Source organism: Desulfosporosinus lacus DSM 15449 (assembly GCF_900129935.1).
Classification (GTDB): domain Bacteria; phylum Bacillota; class Desulfitobacteriia; order Desulfitobacteriales; family Desulfitobacteriaceae; genus Desulfosporosinus; species Desulfosporosinus lacus.
The window spans coordinates 317606-340451 of sequence record NZ_FQXJ01000005.1; the positions used below are offsets into that span (position 1 = coordinate 317606).

Sequence of the window (22846 nt, forward strand, 5' to 3'; positions counted from 1 at the left end):
AGGATTGAAACTGGATTAGACCAGCTCATGGTTTTTTCCCTGAAACTATGGCGACAACACCACCGGCTAAATTATTGAAGCTTACATCTTTCAAACCGCACTCTGTGAAGATACGTGCTAATTCTTCTTGAGCCGGGAACTCTCGGGCTGAGTCGTGAAGATATTGATAGGCACTGGCTTTTCTTGCCCAAACCTTGCCCATTAAGGGAACGAGCTTATCGAAATATAACCAATATGCTTGTTTAAAACCCAGCAGTGATGGTTTTGCCATATCAAGAGATACAACTTTCCCGCCCGGCTTAACCGTTCTCGCCATTTCTCGCAATCCCTGTCTCAAATCCGGTAAATTTCTTAATCCCCAGCCCACAGTTGCACCGTCAAACGAATTATCTGGAAAAGGAAGCTCCATTGCATTCCCTTGAATAAATCGGATATGAGCCGGATTAGATACTTGGCGCAAGGATTTTTCTGCTACTTCCAGCATCTTTTGCGAAAAATCCAATCCTGTAACATTCCCTTCAGGCCCAACAACATTTCCAATTTCCATTGAAAGTTGTCCTGTCCCACAGCAAACATCAAGTATATGCATACCAGGCTTTGCCCCGACCTTTTGAACCGCAAGACGCCGCCATCTTTTATCCATTCCTAAGCTCATTAAGCTATTCATTAAGTCATAACGCCCTGCTATAGAATTGAACGTCTCTTTCACATAAGTGGCCTTATCTTTCCCTGCAAAATCCATCGTAATCTCCCTATCTGTTGATTTTGTTTAAAATAGTATTGACATTTCCTTAAATACTACCCCTACATTAACTATTTGTCTAGAGACTAGTTTATTTATGTTCAACGTATTACATTTCAATATTCATGATCAATATACTGTTTTAGTTTGACCGTATTCCTGAAAGCAATTATACTGTAACAAACAGTATGCTGTAATAAACAGTATGAGGGGGCATAGTCTTGAATCGTTCAAAACAAAGTCGTCACACTAGCGCATTTATTCTCCTCTTTCTAGAGGAATCCTCATCCGCCTATGGGGCACAGATTCTCTCTAGCTTGCAGACAGAAATACCGTATTGCTTAACGGACAGTCCCAGCGTTTACCGCGCCCTTCAGGACATGGAAGAAAAACAATGGGTAAAATCAACTTGGCAGACCTCAGAGAAGAGTCCTCCTCGAAAATGGTACACCATCACTTCCCGCGGAAGAACTGCACTTCATGATTATGCTGAGGATATTGTCCAACGTCATGCTAATTTCGAATTTTTTCTTACCCACTACGCTCTTATTAAAAATAGCAAGACCGAAGGGAGCTCCCAAAATGAAACCTAAGCAACCTATTGAGTATTCAACGATCGGAATATTATCTTTGGCTCACATGCTTAATGATATGTACAGTAACTATCTGCCTCAAATGCTTCCGTTTCTGGTTGCAGCAACGGCTCTCAGTACCACTAGAGCAGCCATTTTAGTATCAGCGTTTACTATTAGCTCTTCGTTCATACAGCCAATCTTTGGTTACTTCCTTGACCGGCAGGGGAAGCGTTGGCTTGTCCATGTGGGCACCCTATGGATGGCGATTATGCTCAGTTTAACCGGTCTTGTCTCAAACTATCTCCTTCTTGTTCTCCTAGCCACCCTGGCAGGTCTTGGAACTGCTGCCTTCCATCCCCAAGCTTCAACAATGATTACTGTTGTCAGCGGTGACCGAAAAGCAGTTCTCTTATCTACTTTTATAGCTTTTGGAAATATTGGCTTTGCTCTCAGCCCACTTTTACTGGTTCCCTTGTTTCAAACCTATGGTCTTAGCGCTACTGTTTATACGGTTATCCCTGGAATATTCGTTGCCTTGTTACTCTTTTTCTTTGCTCCCAAGAATAATGTCCTTGGCGGAAACGCCCCTACTTTATCCGAAGTATTACATTCTTTACAAACCGCACGAAAAGAACTCTTAGCTATTACCAGTGTTATTGCGATTCGTGCATTAGCATACACTGGATTGTTAACCATCCTTCCCTTATATTTTCAAGCACAAAATCTTTCTTCAATTGCCTCTAGTCATTTAGTTTTCATTATGCTGTTTTCTGGAGCAATTGGCGGAATTTTAGGTGGATATATTTCAGATCGTTATGGCCGTAAACTCTTAATTGTCAGTTCGCTGGTCCTAGCTACTCCTCTTTTTTATGGCTTTTCACACACGCAAGGTATTTTGAGTATTGTTTTCTTAGCCCTTGCTGGGGCTTCTCTATTATCCAGCTTTTCTGTGACCGTTGTTGCAGCCCAAGAAGCCATTCCTAATAATAAGTCTTTAGCTGCCGGATTAACCATGGGCCTTGCCGGAGGAATCGGAGGTCTGCTGGTCATTATAATCGGTCATATAGGAGATCTTTGCGGTTTAGCAACGGCAATTTCCGTTTTATTCTTCCTTCCCCTTGTTGCAGGAATTGTCGCCTTATTTATGAAAAACCGACCTTCAGCAAAAGCAGAACGAATAGCAGCACGATGACGATTATACAGTATAGCTTAAACAAATGAAGAAAACCAAGAAGGTTTCCTTGATGTTGGGACGGGATCTTCAAAATAAGAGCCTTTCACTTTTTTGATTGAAGTGAAAGGCCTTACAATTCTTATAACACTTATGAGGTAAACTTGAGTCATTATTTGATTTTAAAGGCTCCCCGCATTAGTTCAAACACTAATTCTTCTATACCTTCCAAAGGACGAGGTTTTTTAGAACTCACCCAATCACTGATTGCAGCATCTAATGTACCGAAGAACATCTGTCGACCCACTTTTACGTCAGCTAATATGATTTCTTGTTTCTCCACACCTTCTGTTAGAACTTGCTCAATTAAATGGAAATATTCGCGTAGAGGCCCAGAAATAGCCTCCCTAATTTTCGGGTCTGATTGTCTAAGCTCAATCTGTGTGACTATAGCTAGTGAACGATTTTCCTCCATGTATTTGAAGTGAGTTCGAATTATACAGAATAATCGTTCTTGAGTTGTCTGACATTTGACTATTGACTGACGAATTTCTTGAATAAAATTCCCCATTCGATCCGAAAAAAGACTGACCAAAATATCTTCTTTATTCTTGAAGTACAAATAAATGGTTCCATCAGCAACTCCAGCTAATTTAGCAATTTTGGATACTTGGCAGGTAAAATAGCCATATTCTGCAAAAGCCTCCGTGGCTGCATCTAAAATTGCCTGATATTTTTCCTCACGGGGCTTACTCATTAGTTCACGAGCTCCCTTCTTCACACTATCACAGTAAAGATAGACCTAATACTTTAGATCATATCATATTTTGAAACTTCTCACATCATCTGCCGGGATACTGACTTAAAATTATTTGCCCCTTCTCTGTGAGCACCCAAAAAGTAAACGCCTCAGTAGAAAGAAAACCACAGCCTTCACAATGACCGCTGCATTGATCTATTCCACAACCGGGACTGCAAGCTTGTCCTAAGATCTCACGACGCACATATCCCATATGTTCCATTTGCTCCAGAGCACTTTCAAGCTCTCTAACTGAATAGCCTACCTCTGTAGCAAGCTGTGTCATTGATAATGATTCTTTTCGTGATAGCACTTCCATAATGCCTGTAAGCAATCCGCTTCACCCCCAGAGGGTTTTTCATTTATTGAAAGCCAAAAAGCTGTCCTCCATGAAAAATAAGCCAGCCTATGATAAAACTAAGGATTAGGTTATAAGCAACTCCAAAACTTGTCCAACCCAAGCTTCTTGATTCCTTATAGGTTGTAACAACGGATGCCAAGCAAGGGATATAAAGCATATATACTACCAGAAAGGTATAGGCCCCTAAAGGAGTCATTGCCCCAGTCATTGCCTGTGCGATGGACTGCGACGCATCAGCAGCAACACCGTATAAAATACCTAAGGTCGATAATGTCGTTTCTTTAGCAGTAAATCCAAAGACAATCGCAACCATAATCCGCCAGTCGAATCCTAACGGCTGCCCGATAAAAGCTAACCAACCGCCCATTTTCCCTGCCCACGTTTCATTCATCGGGACTCCTTGTGGATAAGAGCTTAAGACCCAAACCACAATCGAAGCTACTAAAATGAACGTCCACGCCCTTTTCAAGAAGGAATATGTTTTTTGCCATGTAGGCAAGAGAACATTGCGCATAGTGGGAACATGATATAGGGGGAGTTCCATGACGAAGGCAGAGCGTTCCTTTTGCCTAACCACTCTTCTTAAAAAGAGCGCGGAGAACATTACGAGAAGCATACTTAATAACAATAGACTTACCATAATGAAGGCCCCTCGAGATCCAGGGAAAAATGCAGCCACAACAGCACTCATTACCCCTAAGCGCGGTACACAGGGAATCAATGGATTTATTAGCATTGTAATTAAACGATCTTTTGGATCTTCTAGAGTTCGCGTAGCCATAATCCCTGGAACATTACAGCCAAATCCAGAGACCAAGGAGAAAAAGGACTTTCCATGTAACCCCATTAGTTGCATAAACCGATCTCCAAGAAATGCTGCACGCGCTAAATATCCACTGTCTTGCATTAAGGAGAAAAAAGCAAAGAAAATCGCAATTTGGGGCACGAATGCCAAAACGGCACCTACCCCTGCGAATATTCCATCTCGTACCAAGCTCTGAATAACTTCCGGCATTTGACCCCACTGCATGATAACAACAATCACATCTGCCGCCCAGGCCATTGCCTCAGATACAGCACCGCCTAACGGTGCACTAGCAACAAAAGAAAACCAAAAAACCAGCGATAAAATAATTACCATAATAGGGTAACCCCAAAAGGGAGAAAGAATCCATTCATCTAATTTGTCTGTCCAAGTGCGTTTGACAGGATTCTCATTCACCCTAAATTCCGGGAGTATTTTAGAGATATATTGGTACTTGGCATCTGCAACTGCCATCTCGAAATGATCCTTGCTCCACCCTTCTGCCTCATAAGCCTGGAGCAAAGCTTCTCCAGGCAAACTTACCGATTCTTGAAGTTCATATTTTACAGGATCCCCAGGGTCGCAACACGGATCCGTGCTCCTATTCCTTTGGTTTGTCTGCGGGATACTCTTCCAAGTCTGTCCAATTTCCGGATCTTGTTCTAAACGTTTAATAGCCAACCATCGCAAGGGATACTTTGTAGCCCAAATGGTATCTGATAATAACCGTTCCATTGCTTGAATTCTATTTTCAAGCTCCTCCGGATAAGGAACATCATCCGCTATCGGATCTTTTTTAAGTTTTCCTACCCTAATAGCCTCAGTTAGAAATTCTTCAATCCCTTGTCCTTTAGCAGCTATGATTTCTACTACAGGGACATTCAAAGCTAATGCTAATTTATTAGAATGAATTGTTATTCCTGCGGTTTTTGCTAAATCCATCATATTTAAGCCGATTACAACACGGGGAGCAAGTTCAAGGATCTGAAGGACAAGATAAAGGTTTCGTTCAATATTTGAAGCGTCCACCATTGCCATCACGACATCTGGTTTTTCGCGGAGAATATATTCTCGTGTGACAATCTCTTCCTGAGAGTATGCAGTCAAACTGTAGGTTCCAGGAAGATCAATGAGCTCTATTTCCTCATTGGCTCTATGGATAATTCCTGACTTACGTTCTACGGTTTTTCCAGCCCAATTCCCAACTTGTTGATTTGATCCTGTTAAGACATTGAAGACCGTACTCTTGCCAACATTAGGATTGCCCATAAGAGCTATTTTCATGCCCCTACCGCCTCCTCTCTTCGCAGCTCATAATTATGTCCTAGCGGCAACATTATATTAAATATCACTCATTTACTCGTCATAAAATATAGTTAACGACTCGCTAATGAAGGCTCGCTGTATTCCCGATTTGACGCACAAACCATAATCCTGGCGCACTCTCCTCTACGCATAGCTAAGTAGTACCCCTTCAATCTGATCTGAAGCGGACCACCTAATGGAGCACAGCGAACAACTTCTAACTCTACTCCTGGGACGATTCCCATATCCATCATCCGACGACGCAAGGCCCCTCCGCCTTCAATACGTTCAACACGCGCTCGTTCTCCAGGTTTTAAATCCTGTAAAAAGCGATCCATCGGCTATCCCTCCTCTATCAAAATGATAACCATTCTCAAGTTTGGTTAAAAAATAACTGAGAATAGATCTCATTTTTTTATAGAATACTATTCTTTGCCTACCCTGTCAATAGAAATTATCACATGTGTAACCGGTTTAACGCCAATGACATAACATTGGGCTTTAGAAGTTCAATAGACTATATGCCTGTTGTTTGACTGGCCTTCTTCTTTAATATCTTTGCTCTTAAAAACTTTAAATCCACATCAATGAACCTGTGTTGAATCTGATTGACATTAAATCTAAAAATCTTAAATACGAACTGAATAATATAGCCAAGTACTACGGACATGATCAGTGTTCCTGCCCCTACGAACCCGCCCAATAAATACCCCACAAAGAGTGCGCTAATTTCTATTGAATTTCTGATAAATCGAACTGATCTATCAGTTTTTTTTGTTAAGGCAATCATTAACCCATCACGCGGACCGGAACCCAATCCTGCACTTATATAGAAATAACTCGCTAATCCTATGATAAACATACCTAAAAACATCATGATTAAGCCAGAAAAGATTCCATTTGATAACGGGATAAAATGATTAAGCATTATTAAATCCATGAACAATCCAATGAACAACATGTTGCATAAGGATCCCCATCCTAAACTTTCTCCAAGAACAGCATTAAGCATAACAAGAATAATCCCTACGCCAATACTTGCTTGCCCCATAGTAATTCCAGTTAAATACGTAATTCCTTGATGAAAAACATCCCACGGCGATAAGCCAAGGTTAGCGTTTATTGTCAATACTATTCCTACTGCAAACAGGAAAAGACCCGCAAATAACCTGATAAACCTTCGAACCATCTGTGACATTGATAATCACCATAACCTTCCACTCCACTAACTACCCTCATTTTTATAATTCTCGAAAAACGATTCGCTAGTATATTTTTGTTATTTACTATATTGCTAGAGAATACATAATTCTGCTTTACAATAATCATACTTATTATAGGATATGAGTTTAATTCCTGCAATCTTATCCTTATTCCCATTCATAAAGGAGGAAACCTGCTATGACATCGCCTAAAAATAAAGTCTCGAATCCGAAAGAAGCCCAGCCATCTAAGCTTAATCCTAAGACCTCTTCCAAACCCATTACTACGGGAGAAAATAAAGACGACGTAATTTTTACTAAAGATAAAAGTCCAGATGATCTGGAAATCCTTGATTAGATATTTCCAGAGTCCACTGCAGTCTTGAGATCACTCGGACCAAGATTTGGGCCAAGACTTTAAAGCTATTTTGGTAATGGCAATGTCACGAAGGGTCTCAAAGTTTGCAACTCTGCTTTCTGCCAGACCATACCCGGATGCCAAGGATAGCTTTTCTTTCAATTCTAAAACTCCCGCTTCTTCAAGCGGGAGTTTCACATTGTACTCTGCATGGGAGGCATTGAGAATATGGTTACTGAAATTAATAAAATCGATCCATATAAAAAAGGCCCAGGGGTTACCCCCTAAGCCTTTTGAAAATCATCTAATTTTTAGTAACGACGCATGGATTGAAAGCAATCGCGACAATACACAGGTTTTTCCCCAGAAGGTTGGAAAGGAACTTCAGTCTGTGCTCCACAGCTTGCGCAGACTGCCGGGAACATTTCACGTTGTGGACGACTCCCAAAACCGCCGTAATTACTTCGACCACCGCCTGATTGTTGCTTGCGTGCCTGACGACAAGCTGGGCAGCGGGTTGGTTCATTTTCAAACCCTTTTTCAGCATAGAAGTCCTGTTCACCTGCTGAAAATACAAATTCTTGACTGCAATCGCGACATATTAGATTTTTGTCTTGAGCCATGATAACTCCTCCTTATTTGGTGTTCTTGTATGTTGGATCCTCTTAAATTATCATCCTTGCACCAAATACGGTCAGAATTATGGATTCCAATTTTAATTAGGCCCAATTTTTAACAAGCACACGGTCAGTATAGCAGAGGGCTTGCTTATTAGCAACCAATATTTTCTACAAATTCAACAGCTTTATGAGATTAAATGTAAAAATACTACTAAATTCTGCCCAATTCCTCTAAAGCCGCCTTCAGTCTGGTAATATGAAAAGGTTTAATGATGTCCTCTCCATGCCAATGACAATCCAAGATATCAGCATCCTTAACTATTTCCTCGAGAGGCGTTCCGATCTCATGCTTCTTAGAATGATTTATAACTGCTTGTACGATCTGTTCTTTAGCTTCTTTAGAACCAATTTTTTGAGTTAGAAAACGCCGAACTGGTTCCTCCCCTTTTGGGGCATGTTCATTCTGCCTCCCTGTGACCCATCGGCCAATGTCGTGTAAAGCACAAGCTAAGGCAGCCTCATCTACATTAACTCCTCTCTTTTCCGCTAGCATGCGACCGATTTGTGCACAGCTTACAGCATGAACTTTCTCCCATATGATTGGATAATCCCTTTCGATAGTCTGCATCTCCAAATCATCCAGTATCGAGAAGATATTTTTTAAATCATAGATAAATTCCCATTTCATGGCCGCCCCTCCCCTTTTTACTTATTTTACCATTTGAAAAAAGCAAATTAAATCACTTTCCCCTCATATCTTATCCTAAGAGGATTTGCTATACGAGGAGGAGGACTGTTTGAATTCAAGTTGGACACCCACAGCTCGACGTCTCTTAGACAAACGATTATGGATACTTGGTTATTATTCTGAAGATTTCCAGGGAGATTTTCGTGCAATTGAAACGCTTCGGCAACAAGGCTCACGCATTGATGTTTATGCTGACTTTGCCTTCCAATTAAAGCCTGATGGTCAATTTACGGGCCAAGTAAATAACCAGGCCCTGCAAGAAGCTATTGCCCGCGGTACTGCGCCTCTCGTTCTCTTCCATAATTTTAACGGAAAGGTCTTCGATCATCTACCCCTACGTTCCATTTTATCTTCAACTGCCTCGCAACGAAATTGCATTAATAACATGATAGAGTTACTTCCTTCCAATATTGCCGGTATCCATGTAGATTTCGAAGGGGTAGAAGGTTCTTACCGCATTCCATTTTTGACCTTTCTTGAATCTCTAAGGACCATATTGCATGGACGTGGCTTAATGTTAACAATTGCTATTCCAGCTAAACGTTCGGAGTGGGAAGCGCCGGGGTATGACTTTGCAGGAATTGGGCGTATATGCGACTCCATAACCCTGATGACCTATGACGAACACTATTCAGGAGGTTCGCCTGGCCCTGTAGCAAGCTTACCTTGGATGACCGAAGCACTCGACTATGCCATCCGCTATATACCTAACGAAAAACTGTTATTAGGTATTCCTGCCTATGGATACGATTGGTCCAGTGAACCAACCCGTCTTGTCCCAATGCGTGATATCCCAGAGTTAGTCACCCAAACCAATGCACGTACCCTTTGGTCTGACCAAGCAGTTGAACCATACTTTTACTACTGGAAAGGAAGAGTTAAACATACTGTATGGTATGAGAATGAGCTCTCTGCCAAGATTCGTTTCGGTTTCGTCAAGAGCTATCGATTGAAAGGCATTGCCATTTGGCGTCTAGGGTATGAAACAAGCCGTTTCTGGCAGGAGTTGACTAGTAAGTTCAAAAAATAAGTACTATTATTAAAAATCATTAACAAGAGCATCTTCTCAACGAGGTTGCTCTTTTATCTTTATTCTAAATGGAATTCTTCGTAAGTTCTCGAATAGATTAGAGCATTTACTTGTTCTTTAGCTGGTTAACCTTTATTATTGGAATTGACTAATTTTAAAGGAGATGAACTTACTCTATGTATGAGCTTAAGAATCACACAGAAACAGTTGTCCAACAAACATTGCAAAACTATCTCCGCAACAACGTTCTTAACTGCTCATGTGAACGCTGTCAGGCTGACATCATGGCACTCGCCTTAAACCGTTTGCCTGCACGTTATTATGTTTCTTCACGTGGTGAGATAATGACTCAGTTGGAGTCACAAGCACTGCCTGACCAAACGCGTATTATTACAGAACTTGTCCGTGCTGCCCAACAAGTCAGTGCTACCCCTTCACACCCAATAAACCAACCTTAATATATTTTTGTTAATTGTTTGGTTACTCGGCATTTATTACAATAATTGCAGATAGAACTGCAACTACAAATAATGTAAATACTCGAAAAGGATCATTGATAACTTGTTCTATTCGCACTGGAGTCAATTCAATATCAAACATATCCCTTCCCCCTTACTCCTCTTCTAGTTTATGGTAATTTAATAGAATTGGGAACGAGGTTATTATTGAATATGTGGATTTTGAAAGGTCCAAAAAGCAGAATTTTAATACCTCAAATTTGGAAATGAGGTGCTATTCGTGGTTAACTCTGAAGACCTTCGTCGCTTTTCTCTGTTTTCTTCCTTAAGCTCTAATGATGTCGTCCCTCTTCTTCCACATTTGGTTGAACGTCGTTACCGCCGCGGGCAGTTATTATTTGTTGAAGGAGAAATAGGTTCGTCAGTATTTTTTGTTCTTTCTGGGCAGGTTAAACTCAGCAGATCTACTCCTGCAAGTGAAAAGCAAATTATCGATTGGTGTGGTCCCTATGATTGTTTCGCTGAGGTTCTGCTTCTAGAAGCCGGTTCATATCCTGCTACCGCTGAAGCCATTAAGGACAGTACCTTGTTAGTCCTTAACAATGAAGTAATGCCTCAAATTTTAGAAGCAAATCCTGCACTGTCAGTAGCTCTTATACGTACCTTGAGCCGAAGATTAAGACTTTCTCAAGAGTTCATACGAATCTTAACTAATCGCTCTACTGCTGGAATTCTTGCGGCCCTTTTTCTTCGTTTAGCACGACCTGCTGAAACTCCAGGAAAACCAATTTTCGTAGATGCCTCTTTAACACATCGGGATCTAGCCAGTATGATTGGAACGTCTAGAGAATGTGTTAACCGAGCCATCAATAGTTGGAAACGATCGGGAATATTGAAACTGGCAGACGATCGGTTAGAAATTCTCAAACCCCATGAACTTGCTGAGTGGCCTTAATTAAAATACCATGGAACTTGTGCTGGCAGGTCGTTCTAATTGGTTGATTATACGCCAACATTCTTCCCAGCTTATGTTCGGTTGACGACGCCAAAAGATCATAGCTGCCCGAGTTTTTTCACACTCGCGATCGTTAAGCATGCTTTGATTCGGCATTTTCCCGCCCCATGCATTTACCCATTCCTGATAACAATGAATCAGTTCTGTTGATTGGCTTTTTAAATACCGAACAGTGTAAATACTGGCTATCCAATGAACAACCTTATCTTCCCCCACCCTGGAATATACTTGCCCATCTAAGTCTGCTCCAGCGACTAATAGAAGCAAGAATAAAAAGTGAACTCTGACAGCTTGCCGTAATGTTTCTGGATTAATCTCATAAAGTTCTGAAAAACGTCCTAAAGGCTTGAGAAACAGTTTAACTGAAGGATCCCTAAACGTACATACTCCAAAAGCAGCAAGCGGGATTGGATAAACATCTTCCAATCCACTTTCTTGTAATTGACCTACCAACTCGCGTTCAGCTTGAACTAGACGCTGTTCTCGTATTAAAAGTTGCTCTGCGGTCTCTTTTAGAAATAATTCTGCTTCTTTAGGACGCTCCGGAAGAGAGTCCGCCCATTCTCGTAAACGGGATCGTTTAGGCATCAAGATTTCTATCATTGAGCCCGTCTCTTGGTGTAACAGTTTAAAACCCTGACGAACTCGATCAGGATCGCGATATAATCCCCGCATAAGCATTTCAGCAGGTTGGGGAATTTCTACAGATTCCTCAAACCGAACAATCACTTCTCCATTTCGCTCTGGAAACTTGAGTCCCATAGCCTTCTCAATTTCTAATCTCATTGAAGACACGTCTGATCCCCCCTAGCCTTGTCTCTTGTTTCATCCTATGGATTCAAGGGATAATTCAGACCATCTTAGCCCTAAATTTGACCATTATTGATTGCTTTGTTAAAATTAGTAAAATGATATCAGAAACGAGCTGACTGACATGTCTAAGCGCACTTATCACGAAATGATCCTAGACCCGTTCCAGGAAGAGGCACTTGATGCAATCGATGCCGGTAAATCCGTCATAGTAGCAGCACCTACCGGTACTGGAAAAACTCTTGTTGCGGATTATTTAATAGAGAAAGCCATGCGGGAACACTTAAGAGTAATCTACACTGCTCCAATCAAAGCTCTTAGCAATCAAAAATTCAGAGACTTCAAGAAACAGTTTGGAGAAGACGCTGTAGGCATAATGACAGGAGATGTTGTACTTAACCCAACCGCACCCCTGCTAATTATGACAACTGAAGTTTTTCGCAATCAAGTTATCACTGAAGACCCCAACTTAGAGTTTGTATCTCATATAGTTTTTGACGAAATTCACTGGCTAAATGACGAGGAACGCGGGACCGTTTGGGAAGAATCTATCATTCTGGCACCACCAAAAATGAAGATCCTTGGTTTGAGCGCTACGATCGCTAATGCCAGTCATCTAGTGGACTGGATCGAATCCATCCGTCATGAAGAGGTTGCACTCATCGAAGAACATAATCGAGTGGTTCCCCTAGAATACTATTACTTTACTAAAGACACTGGACTTGTTGACTACGATCAACTTTGGCGTTACTACCGCCGAAAACTCAAAGATCGGATCAATGATGAAAGCCCCTTTGGCCCTACGACTCACTTAGACCTCATTCGCACAATACAACGAAGTCATCTTCCTGCACTTTTTTTTGTTTTCAGTCGAAAACAATGCGCGATAAAAGCTATGGAGTTAGCAAACATCGCAAATTATCTAAGACCCGCTGAACGAAAAACCGTCGAAGATAAATTCATTCATCTTTTTGGTCATGAGATTGATTGGTCATCTTCGACACGTCAACTCAAGCGTTTATGTTCCAAGGGGATTGCCTATCATCATGCCGGATTGCTCCCCTCTCAAAAGGTTATTGTCGAAGAACTCTTTCTAGAAAGGTTAATCAAAGTACTTTACTGCACAGAAACCTTTAGTGTAGGGATTAATTATCCTGTCAAAGCGGTTTGCTTTGATTCGCTAAATAAGTATGATGGACGTAATTTCAGACCCCTTGCCAATCATGAGTTTTTCCAAATGTCTGGTCGGGCGGGACGCCGCGGTCTTGATGAAAAAGGGTTTTCATTCGCCCTGGTTGACTTAGGGTATATGGAGAAAAGCCCGCCGCCTAAGTTCCAGTTAAATCGCCTCGAACCCCTGACCAGTCAATTTAGACTGACTTACAATACAGTTTTAAATCTCACTGCTACGTTATCTCAAACGCAAATAGAAACGTATTTTCAAAAAAGTTTTTCCGCTTACAGCTACCGACTAAGTTCTGAGCGACTTCATTCAGAATTAGCCCAAATCCAACAAAAACTTGAAGGAACACATCAACATCTTTGCGAAGAGGTTGGTTCCTTTAACTGTCCTTTAAAACATCATCCCAAGCGAAAAGAGTTAGAAAAGCTTAAAAAGGCCTATAAATCCTTAGGACCGCGCAAGCAATCCCGTGTATACGGACGAGAGATGGCTCGTAAGATTCGCACCTGGGAAAAACTACTATCCCAAACGCCTAAAAGTTGTGTCCCTCAACAACAGGAAAACTGCTATGCTCAAAGTAAATCGTACTTAACTATAAAACAACAGCAGCAAGAACTTCAAAATGCCTTAGCTGCCCTTCCTGAAGAAAATGCCTTTCTCCAAGAATTTGAATACAAAAAAACTCACCTCCGGCAAATAGGATATTTACGAGAAGATGAGTTATTGCCCCGAGGGACCTGTGCCAGCCGCATATATGTACAAGAACTCCTAGTCACTGAGTTAATATACTCTGATGTTTTCGCGCAATTAGACGATGACCAACTCAACGCCTTGCTTTCCAGCGTTGACTTTGAAGCTAGGAAAAACGATATGTTTCACCGAACCTCGGTCTTTGATTCAACTCCAGTCAAAGAAATTGCTGAATACATTCAAAGTATTTGCGGACAAGATGCTGTGAGATACGATCCTCGTGTTGCTGGAATTACGCATGCTTGGAGCCAAGGCAGTACATTTGTCGAGGTACAGGCTTTATGCAACCTTGACGAAGGCGATATCATCAGTGTTTTTAGGCGAACCATTGATCTTATGCGCCAAATGAGGGAGGCTGTAGGCGATTCTGCCTTGCGCAGTCGCTTAAAAGTATGCATGGAAAAACTTGACCGAGATGAAGCGGCCATTATGGAACTATAAAGAAAGCCTGGTTGGTATAAGACCGTTTAAAGGGAAAAGCTTTTTTGCTTTTCCCTTTTTATACTAGAAGCCATATAAACCCATTATTACTCGGAAACCTCGAACATATCCTTACCTACTCCGCATAATGGACATACCCAGTCTTCCGGGATATCCTCAAAAGCGGTGCCTGGAGCAATTCCAGAATCTGGATCTCCGACTTCGGGATCATAAATATAACCACAAGCTGAACAAACATATTTTTTCAAATTAAAATCTCCTTTCATTTATAAAGTTAACTGTCACATTATTTATTTTAACATTATTAATCTAATTTAGCCAATTCTTTCCTCGTTAAATTCTCTCCTGCAGTTAACTGGATAAATAATTGTTATCGTAAAGATCCAATATCAAGGGAAATATCATATTTCTTCAACACGTACCCTCTGAACTCTTCAACGCATTGACAAGGTTCTCGATGATCGCAAAAACCAACTTCTAACTTTCCGATTAAATGATGTTGTAAGATATGAACGTTAACGTATAAATGACTCGCTTTTTCATTCAGCTTAATATAGTGCTTAACAGCAAAAAAAAGTAGAATGAGCATCAGTATACTCACGCTAATTCCAATCTCCGGATAAAACCAGGGTATTAAGGCTAACAATCCAAACAAAAAAACTACGAATATGCCAATTGTCTCCTGGCGCCTAACGAGTTTCCATTCATTATACCGGCCAAGAAATTCATAAAATAACTTAGCCATACGTGCAGATGGAAACGGTGGATTAGGACCCTCTACCGTTTTATCAACTACGTACTGGCAAAGCGTTCCCACCCTTATCCTTCCTTTCTTGTACAATCAGAAAGTATAAACTTGCGTTATATACTTTCTAAGCATAAGTGCAACTAAGGCTATCGCCTTCGCCTGCGGCTGCAAGAAAGCTAACACGTGCGAAGACAGTGTCTTCGGGCTATAGCCAAGTTTTCTAATCGGGCTTCTCATAAACTTCCTTGACTTATAAGCCGAGAAAGATCATCCAACTGACCCACATAATCTGTCCTATCCTCTGTTTCAATCGAGCTCCCTAATAAAAAGACTTTCATCCCCAGTTCCTGACAGACCAAATCACTAATATGCGTACTAACTAACAAACAACTTTGAGATCTAACCCCAAGTTTTTCTGCTGTTTCTTTAAAAAAACCAAGATGTGGTTTGCAATAATGAAAATCATCTAAAGTCCCAATTACTTTAAATTGCTCAGGTGTAAGACCTGTCCAACGAATTTGTTCTTGTATAGCAATTAAAGGCATTAAAGGATCCGAAACTATTGCGGTTAAAAAACCCTGTTTAATAGCATTTTCTACTACTTTAACCCCTTGTGGATTAGGCTTGACAAGGCAACGTAATGCTGGAAAATCAGAGGTGTAAAATTCCTCAAAAATAGGTTTTAATGTTTGTACTGACTGACCTGCTGCTTTAGAAAAGTCCTCAAAAAAGGCTTGCATAACTGTTTGCTCAGATTTGGGTTCCTTTTGAACATTTTCCATAGATTTTAAAAATTGTTTAGAAAACTTATCAGGCGAAAGTATATGTGCAAAACGCGGTGCCAAAATCCCAAGGTAATTCTGCACGAATTTTACCGTATCAAGGCTTGACAATATTCCCTCTATATCAAAGATTATAGCTTGAATCACGATTATTGTCCTCCTAATTGAGGTCTCAAACGCAGAACTATTATTGTTCCGGCTCTGTACATAGTATTCTCCTTTTTCTTTGAAATTCCTTCTATTCTTCAGTGATGTTCACAGGTAAGTATTATTATTCCCACCTCTGCGAACTTAATTCGTAACATAAAGTACTAAACCTCTTCCACCTGAAGGGGAGTCTCACGATCGAATAAAGAAAAGCCCAAGATTGAGTTATTCCTTGGGCTCTTACAATCTCAGCTCTTGCCACGACCCGCTCTGTATTCAGAGGGGCAATCCCTGAGTCAACCCTCCCTAAGTATGCTGCAGGCACGTCGGGAGGGCCATTTTAAATTTGAGGCCTCAGTATAGGGTCCCCATTCATATCCTAAAAAACGCTTAGTTCAGACTCCTAAAAGGTATGACTAGCATTAATTCATTCTTGCGACTTAAGCTCATATCCAAATCCAAGCCACCCTTTATAGTGCTAAAATAATAACGTCATTTCTAAATGGTTCTCCTTATCTGCCCTCTCCTCTCTCGCCAAACAACCTTTTTCCTATAATGCGATTTCGCTCGCTTTCGTGGCAACACATTGCCTACTTGCTTGGAATAAATGGTTGTTTGCTTACATCAACTTACTTCTTGGTATCACCTGGAAATTCCTTGGCAGAAAAAAGAAATTTAAGCGCTAATAATGTTGAATAAACTACTTCTTCCTGTTTTTCTTTACTTTTCTTTTCTCTAATAGAAGTTCAGCAGTATGAACAACCTTAACTTTCGGATTTTGTTTATCGAGACCACCTGAAATTTGCATTAAACATCCTGGACAATCTACAACTACGACATCCGCCCCTGATTCTTCAATGTTCCTAAGCTTTCGTTCTAAGATTGGTCCTGACAGTTCTGGGAATTTTATAGAGTAGGAGCCGGCGAAACCACAGCAACGATCGGATTCTTTCATTTCGATGAGTTGCACTCCTGCAGTATCAGTTAAGATCTTTCGAGGCTCCGTATAAACTCCCATCGACCGTTTCAAGTGACAGGAATCATGATAGGTAACCTTCATGGGGATTCCATCGCCCCCAGGTGTTAGTCCTCCTAAGTCAAATAACAATTTAGAGAAATCTTTCGACTTCTTACTTAATTCTTCGGCACGAGTTGCTAACGCTGGATCATCATGAAGCAACTCTTTGAAACTTTCTTTAAGTGCATGGGTACAGGTAGGACAAGCAGAAACTACATAGTCGACCTTTTCAGCCTCTAACGCCTCAATGTTCATGATCGCACACTTACGTGCATTACTGCGGTCTCCCATGTACGTCGCTGGGGCACCACAACAGGATTGTCCATCAGGAAAGATGACTTCATATCCTTTTTCATTGAGAGCGCCGATAACACCTTCTCCGATCTTTGGATAGACAAAATCTATCAGGCATCCTGCATACAGTGCAATCTTTCCTTTAGGATTTTTAACATCCTGTTTAATAGTTTTGAAAACATCTCGGAAAGGGACCTTAGCTACAGCCGGTAAACTCTTCTTTTCCGTAAGACCAGAAAGAAACATGGGTAAATGTCTAATAACGGGCTGCCCCTTCGTGAATGGTTTTTGGGCGACGGAAGCCATACGTAACAAAGAATGGAAAAGCCGTCGATTAGACACGACATCAAGAGCAAATTTTTGCGTAAACGGAAGTCCTTCTTTTGCTCCTATACGATTGCGCATTTCCAAAATCATTTGGGGAATATCCAATTTCCCTGGACATACTTCAGAACATTTACCACACTGAAGACAAAGATTTTGAGGATTCTGAGCATCTTTTTCAGAGTTTAAAAAATTCGTCAAGATTGTACCAATGCCACCAGTATAAATATGGCCATAGACATGCCCGCCAACAAGTTGGAAAGCTGGGCAAACATTAAGACAGGATGCACACCGAATACATTGAAAAGTCTTTTTAAACTTTTCGTCATTGTACATCTTGCGTCTGCCGTTATCCATCAAAATGATATGGAATTCCTTATCTTTAACTGTTCCATCTGAGTAATATGCCGGTGTAGGACCTGTAACCATACTTACATAACTCGTAATTTGCTGACCCGTTGCGCTCCTTGGAAGTGCTTGAAGAATGTGTGTAGCATCCTCAAACTCTGGAACTAGTTTTTCTATACCAACTAAAAAAATATGAATTGGAGGCAAGGTAGATGTTAGACGGCCATTACCCTCATTTGTAAGCATTATTAAGGTACCTGTCTCAGCAATTGCCATATTTGCTCCAGAAATGCCCATGTCAGCCTCAATAAAGGATTTCCGGAGTTCCACCCTGGCTGTCTTAACAAGTTCTGCTATGACAGGCTGGTTTAACCTATGTAAATGGCCAGAGAAAACGTCGGCAACCTCTTCTTTTGTCATATGAATCGCTGGCATGACCATGTGCGATGGATGTTGTCCGGCAAGTTGTACTATCCATTCTCCCAAGTCGGTCTCCTGCACATCCATTCCTTCAGCCATTAAAGTTTTATTGAGAAGGATTTCCTCAGAAACCATAGATTTTGATTTTACGACACGCTTAACATTATTTCGTTTGGCTACTTCAAGAATATATTTTTTAGCATCCTCACCGGTCATAGCACGAAAAACTTTTGCTCCACGTTCAGTTGCAGCTTTTTCAAATTGATCAATCATTTCATCTAAATGGCTAGCTGCATAGGACTTAACTTCCGCAATATTGTCACTAATTTCCTTAAAATTATAACCTTCGTACGCTTTTTCCCGTGATATGATATAGGCATCTCCAAAGCGCCCCAAGGCCCCACGTAAGACATCATTTCCCAGTGCATCTGAAATCTTCTTTTTAAACTGTTTGTCTGCCATTTAAGCCACCTCCCCTGTTTCCTCATCTACAAAGACAACTACGAGTTGTTTAGGACCATGGACCCCGATTGTTAAAACCCGCTCAATATCTGAAGTTCTGCTCGGACCCGTGATAAACCCAACAAACCCAGGAATTTGTGGAAGTCCATGTAGAGTTGCCATCGTCTCCTTCAGAGATGGTATTAAGCTAACGGTCGAAACAAGTGCAATGTGAATAGGAACAAGCGTTGAACATAAACGCTGATCTACATTAGCATCTGCATCTGCTTGAACAAGTGTTCCTAGTTCAGCAATGGCATAATTTACTTGCGTAATTCCAGCCTGCGCCTCTGGGGTTACCTCACGAAAATGGTCTGTGTAAACAGTTATGCCCTTTTTCTCAATCAAATTTGTAAAATCTCCTTTTTTAGAGATTGAGGCGTCTAAGAGTGCTACATTTTGAACTCCTTTTTCCTCCAAAACCTTGCAAACAAGTTCACCCGCTTCTATTGCAGTGTTAACACGATAGCACTCACCAGCCACCAATTCTAATTTTGCTTTGAATCGTTTATATAGTTCATTTGTTTGGTCATTTTTCATGCGAGCCTTCCTCCTAATAAATGATTTTAGGGAATATTTCCCTAAGTGGTCAGACCATCATGCCATCTTATATAAGTTTATGACATCTGTTCCCTAATTACAATAACTTTTGACACAAAAATTTTTAATATTATGATTAGTGATTTATTCAACTAATTTTTAATGTTCTCCGGAAGCCCATTTATATCTGCAAAAAATTCCAGTCGAAATACTATTTTCCTATAATTTACATATTGATTTTCGACAATATTTGCGTTATGGTTTAATCAGTAAAGTCTAGTAGTTAAATCTTCTAGGTTTTGCGCAATGAGGATTTCCGGACGCGGAAATCCTCAATTTTATTTTAGGACAACTTTTTTGAAAATCTTTCTGATTAAAGGTTCAGAATAATAAAAAGCACTCTTGTTCATTATAATACCTGTTGCTTTTTTGTCTGACAAAGTTTTAAACTTGTTCTATTTATCTTCTGTCAATCGTAATTATGAGTGAGGGGATAATAAAATGAGTGGGATCAAATACGATCTAGAAATACTTTATGTACAAAAACTATATTATTTTATGTTCTTAGCAACATTCTCCATACTCATATCAGCCATTATTGTTTGGACCTTTGACTTGCATAGCGGGCTATATGTTCTAGCCATGGGGCTAGGAATTTCCTATATGGCTATGGTTATGAAAAGTAACTTTAACCCTCCAGAACAAAAGTTAGCTGCTAAAAGAATGGCTCACGTAATTTCGCAAGACACCAGCCCTTTGTCGATAGCTCGTTTTGCCAGCCAACTATACTATTATTTTCATGAACCAGCTCAAGCAATATCTCTCTTAGAAAAATTCTTGACAAGCCATGACCCCTTACTCTGCATGACCCTCGGGGACATCCTCCTCAAAGAGGGTAAGGCCAGAAGGGCACTCTATATTTTACGAGATAATCCCTACGCGTTAGTTGATCCCCTGCTGCTGGCAACACAAGGTCGCATTCTGAAACAAATTGGGAAAGTTCCCGAAGCAACTAGATTGTTCGAACGAAGTTTACATCTTGCAAAACAAAATAAGTTTCCTAAAAGTGGTGACCATTGGTTGACTCAGAAGTTTCTCTCATTGGGCTGTTTAGCTAGTATTCATCATAATCTTGGAGATTGCTATATTAGCCTAGACGACATTTCTCATGCTAAAAAGCATTACCGTTCAGGAAATCTCCTTCTGCTAGACGTCTCGCTTTGGCGTCGTTGCTCGTCTGTTCATGTTGATTCCGCAAAAAACCACAAAAATACTTATTAGTTCTTCTTTCTTTTCTCTTTTGCTTCTAATCCATATTCCCTATTACAACAGCTTTTTCGTAGGAAATTTTCTATAATAGGTTATAAAACTAATATGTTATGGCAAAATTGGACAAGACTAACCGCAAGTTTGAAATGGAGGGTGAAAAATGCTGTCAACTCATGCCAACGAGGTTCTCGGATTTATTCTTGATTTTGAAGCATCCTCTCGTGAGTATCTCCTCTCCAAAGGCTTAAGCGAATACGAAGTGAGTAATGCCTATCTTGATTTTCAATGGAATTTTCTTCATACGATTCTTAGGAAGAATTAAACTAAAGACAGTAAGAATTGAATTATTATTTTAAGAGCCTTACGAAATGAAGGCTCTTAAATATATTTATAAAACCAATCCATATTTATCTAAAAAATGAATTTTTGTACAATCTTTGGTAGCGTTGTAGAGCACGAATAGCTGTTAATGTTGTTGTTATCGGTTCTTCATAATTCCACCCCTTAGCATAGATTCCACGATGAGAAGGTTCAAATGAACCGTTGTTGCTCTGTGCAGAGAGAAGGTTTTTTACTCCGTTATCTATGATTTTTTCGGTGAAATTTTTTGAATAACGCCATAACCCTGCAATTGCTAAGCTAGTTTCAACAACCGAACCCCAGCCTCCATTAGAATCTTGTGCTTCTATCAGAAACTCTAGCCCTTTCTTTCTTGCTCCTAGAATGTGACGTGCGGTGTTCCATCGTTCCCAGCTGAACTTCCACTTACTAAACAATTCCAGGGCCTGAGCTGTACTATATACAGACCCCTCGAACCATGATGCCGGAAAAGCACCTTGTTCATCTTGCTGAGCTAAAATCCAATTTAGCCCATGCCATATTATTTCCTCTTGTGAACGTGAAGCCCGCCATAATGCTTCTAAAACGTGGATACTTACATCAACACTCGGTATATATACTGGAAACTCTGAAGAAACATTGGGCGGTATCCCTTGGAAACTTGGAAACGTACTCCAGCTTCCATCGGCATTTTGAAGCTTCTTAAGAAGGTCTGACCCAAGCTGGTTTCGTTCCCCGCATGCCTGATGCAAGCCAATCAAGGCAACAGCCGTATCGTCCAAGTCAGGGTGGGTGTATGGAGGAGTGCTTCCATAACTGCCATCTAGATTTTGTGCTCTTTTTAACCAATCTATAGCTTCATCTAGCCAAGGGATATCTGAGGGATTCTGAGTTATCTCTCCATAAATACTCACAGCCCAACCAATCGACCATACATTTAATTGGTCAAAAGCAGGCCATCCACCACTCGGATATTGTTTCTGTACTAGCCACCGCCCAGCTCTTTGAGTTTGTTCCGTATGAATTCCCTTGCTTATCATCGCTAGAATGGACATACTCGTAGCTATAATATCTTCTGCCCACGAACCGTCTTGCATTTGTGTTTTAATAAGATATTGAATACCCTGATGAACTCCCTCCTGAGAGTTTGAGCCAAGGATTGATGCAGCTACCACGACCGATCTCCCATAGATTGGCAACTTTGTCAATATCCTATCTTCAAGAATAGTGGGAAGCAATATTTCTTCCGGTGAAGGTCCCTCCAAGCCAGGAATAACTCTTTGCCCTAATGATAAAATCACATGAGAAAATCGTTTTGTCTGTGATAAAAGTTTAATCTTGGCCTTCCATCCTCCTTCACTTCCCCGAAGAACCATTCTAACTATCTGAGTGATCTCTTCATCTGGTTTATCTCCCGGAAATTTCCCCCATCCTCCTTGATCCTGCTGCTTTAACCATTTTATCCCTCGTTGCTGAGCGTTCTCGTACCCTCTGCCTATGGCTAGGAGAGCGAGTGATGCAAGTGCCGTAGCTCCTTGACTGGGAGAAACACTGTGTAATTCATCCACTTTCCCCTGCAGGATCTGTTGCACACCCTCAGATACATAAAGCCTTGCTAGATCTAGACTCTTTTGGACTTCATTTTTAAGCTCCATAGAACTCTCTCCGTCTCCATATTTAGCGCATGCCATAGTATTAACTATGTTGATGAGAGTAAATCTGTTCCATAGAAAATGCCGAACC

The 22846-nt window shown here is 40.8% G+C and carries 25 protein-coding genes; 9 read left to right on the forward strand and 16 right to left on the reverse strand.

Annotated elements, in window-relative coordinates:
* Positions 1-25: 25 nt before the first annotated feature.
* On the reverse strand, positions 26-742 hold the full coding sequence (locus tag BUB11_RS08540; RefSeq protein WP_073029336.1) for a demethylmenaquinone methyltransferase: 717 nt from the start codon (positions 740-742) through the stop codon (positions 26-28).
* 221 nt (positions 743-963) lie between these two features.
* On the opposite strand from BUB11_RS08540, the gene BUB11_RS08545 reads away from it, so the two are divergent.
* Positions 964-1335 carry a PadR family transcriptional regulator gene (locus BUB11_RS08545; RefSeq protein WP_073029337.1) on the forward strand — a complete coding sequence of 124 codons (372 nt, stop codon included), beginning with the start codon at positions 964-966 and terminating at the stop codon, positions 1333-1335.
* Positions 1325-2509, forward strand: a complete 1185-nt coding sequence (locus BUB11_RS08550) for an MFS transporter (RefSeq protein WP_073029338.1) — start codon at positions 1325-1327, stop codon at positions 2507-2509. The genes BUB11_RS08545 and BUB11_RS08550 overlap by 11 nt, the downstream gene beginning before the upstream one ends.
* Before the next feature lie 151 nt (positions 2510-2660).
* Here the strand turns inward: BUB11_RS08550 and fadR are convergent, their stop codons facing one another.
* The 5 genes from fadR to BUB11_RS08575 form a co-directional block, all read right to left on the reverse strand.
* The gene (gene fadR / locus BUB11_RS08555; RefSeq protein WP_073029339.1) at positions 2661-3245 is read right to left on the reverse strand and encodes a fatty acid metabolism transcriptional regulator FadR; all 585 of its coding nucleotides are present in this window, start codon (positions 3243-3245) and stop codon (positions 2661-2663) included.
* 85 nt (positions 3246-3330) lie between these two features.
* Complete coding sequence (locus BUB11_RS08560) at positions 3331-3621, reverse strand: FeoC-like transcriptional regulator (RefSeq protein WP_073029340.1); 291 nt, start codon at positions 3619-3621, stop codon at positions 3331-3333.
* Positions 3622-3649: 28 nt separating this feature from the next.
* The gene (gene feoB, locus BUB11_RS08565) at positions 3650-5737 is read right to left on the reverse strand and encodes a ferrous iron transport protein B (protein ID WP_073029341.1); all 2088 of its coding nucleotides are present in this window, start codon (positions 5735-5737) and stop codon (positions 3650-3652) included.
* A 92-nt stretch (positions 5738-5829) separates the two neighbouring features.
* Complete coding sequence (locus BUB11_RS08570) at positions 5830-6096, reverse strand: FeoA family protein (RefSeq protein WP_073029342.1); 267 nt, start codon at positions 6094-6096, stop codon at positions 5830-5832.
* A gap of 179 nt (positions 6097-6275) precedes the next feature.
* Entirely contained in the window at positions 6276-6956 is a 681-nt protein-coding gene (locus BUB11_RS08575) for a YczE/YyaS/YitT family protein (protein ID WP_073029343.1), read from the reverse strand.
* Positions 6957-7159: 203 nt separating this feature from the next.
* On the opposite strand from BUB11_RS08575, the gene BUB11_RS27500 reads away from it, so the two are divergent.
* The gene (locus BUB11_RS27500; protein ID WP_159436915.1) at positions 7160-7318 is read left to right on the forward strand and encodes a hypothetical protein; all 159 of its coding nucleotides are present in this window, start codon (positions 7160-7162) and stop codon (positions 7316-7318) included.
* Between the two features lie 30 nt (positions 7319-7348).
* Here BUB11_RS27500 and BUB11_RS28740 read toward each other — a convergent pair whose 3' ends face one another.
* The 3 genes from BUB11_RS28740 to BUB11_RS08585 all read right to left on the reverse strand — a co-directional run bounded on the left by BUB11_RS28740 (position 7349) and on the right by BUB11_RS08585 (position 8626).
* Complete coding sequence (locus BUB11_RS28740) at positions 7349-7480, reverse strand: hypothetical protein (protein ID WP_282433991.1); 132 nt, start codon at positions 7478-7480, stop codon at positions 7349-7351.
* 149 nt (positions 7481-7629) lie between these two features.
* Entirely contained in the window at positions 7630-7941 is a 312-nt protein-coding gene (locus BUB11_RS08580) for a zinc-ribbon domain containing protein (protein WP_073029344.1), read from the reverse strand.
* A gap of 208 nt (positions 7942-8149) precedes the next feature.
* The gene (locus BUB11_RS08585; protein ID WP_073029345.1) at positions 8150-8626 is read right to left on the reverse strand and encodes an HD domain-containing protein; all 477 of its coding nucleotides are present in this window, start codon (positions 8624-8626) and stop codon (positions 8150-8152) included.
* Positions 8627-8735: 109 nt separating this feature from the next.
* On the opposite strand from BUB11_RS08585, the gene BUB11_RS08590 reads away from it, so the two are divergent.
* The 3 genes from BUB11_RS08590 to BUB11_RS08600 all read left to right on the forward strand — a co-directional run bounded on the left by BUB11_RS08590 (position 8736) and on the right by BUB11_RS08600 (position 11129).
* Positions 8736-9716, forward strand: coding sequence for a glycosyl hydrolase family 18 protein (locus tag BUB11_RS08590; RefSeq protein WP_242947495.1), 981 nt, complete (start codon positions 8736-8738; stop codon positions 9714-9716).
* A gap of 176 nt (positions 9717-9892) precedes the next feature.
* Complete coding sequence (locus tag BUB11_RS08595) at positions 9893-10174, forward strand: late competence development ComFB family protein (RefSeq protein WP_073029347.1); 282 nt, start codon at positions 9893-9895, stop codon at positions 10172-10174.
* A gap of 280 nt (positions 10175-10454) precedes the next feature.
* Positions 10455-11129, forward strand: coding sequence for a Crp/Fnr family transcriptional regulator (locus tag BUB11_RS08600; RefSeq protein WP_073029348.1), 675 nt, complete (start codon positions 10455-10457; stop codon positions 11127-11129).
* On the opposite strand, the gene BUB11_RS08605 is transcribed toward BUB11_RS08600, so the two are convergent.
* Complete coding sequence (locus tag BUB11_RS08605) at positions 11130-11984, reverse strand: hypothetical protein (protein ID WP_073029349.1); 855 nt, start codon at positions 11982-11984, stop codon at positions 11130-11132.
* Positions 11985-12123: 139 nt separating this feature from the next.
* On the opposite strand from BUB11_RS08605, the gene BUB11_RS08610 reads away from it, so the two are divergent.
* Positions 12124-14373, forward strand: a complete 2250-nt coding sequence (locus BUB11_RS08610; protein ID WP_073029350.1) for a DEAD/DEAH box helicase — start codon at positions 12124-12126, stop codon at positions 14371-14373.
* A gap of 86 nt (positions 14374-14459) precedes the next feature.
* On the opposite strand, the gene rd is transcribed toward BUB11_RS08610, so the two are convergent.
* The 5 genes from rd to BUB11_RS08635 all read right to left on the reverse strand — a co-directional run bounded on the left by rd (position 14460) and on the right by BUB11_RS08635 (position 19495).
* Positions 14460-14621, reverse strand: a complete 162-nt coding sequence (gene rd, locus BUB11_RS08615) for a rubredoxin (protein WP_073029351.1) — start codon at positions 14619-14621, stop codon at positions 14460-14462.
* 122 nt (positions 14622-14743) lie between these two features.
* Positions 14744-15190 carry a hypothetical protein gene (locus BUB11_RS08620; RefSeq protein ID WP_073029352.1) on the reverse strand — a complete coding sequence of 149 codons (447 nt, stop codon included), beginning with the start codon at positions 15188-15190 and terminating at the stop codon, positions 14744-14746.
* Between the two features lie 164 nt (positions 15191-15354).
* Positions 15355-16050, reverse strand: a complete 696-nt coding sequence (locus tag BUB11_RS08625; RefSeq protein WP_073029353.1) for an HAD family hydrolase — start codon at positions 16048-16050, stop codon at positions 15355-15357.
* Between the two features lie 700 nt (positions 16051-16750).
* Positions 16751-18916 (reverse strand): L-lactate dehydrogenase (quinone) large subunit LdhH, encoded by a 2166-nt coding sequence (gene ldhH, locus BUB11_RS08630; RefSeq protein WP_073029354.1) that lies wholly within the window; start codon positions 18914-18916, stop codon positions 16751-16753.
* Complete coding sequence (locus BUB11_RS08635) at positions 18917-19495, reverse strand: LutC/YkgG family protein (protein ID WP_073029355.1); 579 nt, start codon at positions 19493-19495, stop codon at positions 18917-18919.
* A gap of 501 nt (positions 19496-19996) precedes the next feature.
* Here BUB11_RS08635 and BUB11_RS08640 point away from each other — a divergent pair.
* Positions 19997-20776: a tetratricopeptide repeat protein gene (locus BUB11_RS08640; RefSeq protein WP_073029356.1), complete on the forward strand. Its 780-nt coding sequence runs from the start codon at positions 19997-19999 to the stop codon at positions 20774-20776.
* 148 nt (positions 20777-20924) lie between these two features.
* A complete protein-coding gene (locus tag BUB11_RS27765) occupies positions 20925-21086 on the forward strand; it encodes a hypothetical protein (protein WP_200797890.1) in 162 nt (53 codons plus the stop codon).
* Between the two features lie 85 nt (positions 21087-21171).
* Here the strand turns inward: BUB11_RS27765 and BUB11_RS08645 are convergent, their stop codons facing one another.
* On the reverse strand, positions 21172-22758 hold the full coding sequence (locus BUB11_RS08645; RefSeq protein WP_073029357.1) for a prenyltransferase/squalene oxidase repeat-containing protein: 1587 nt from the start codon (positions 22756-22758) through the stop codon (positions 21172-21174).
* Positions 22759-22846 lie beyond the last annotated feature (88 nt).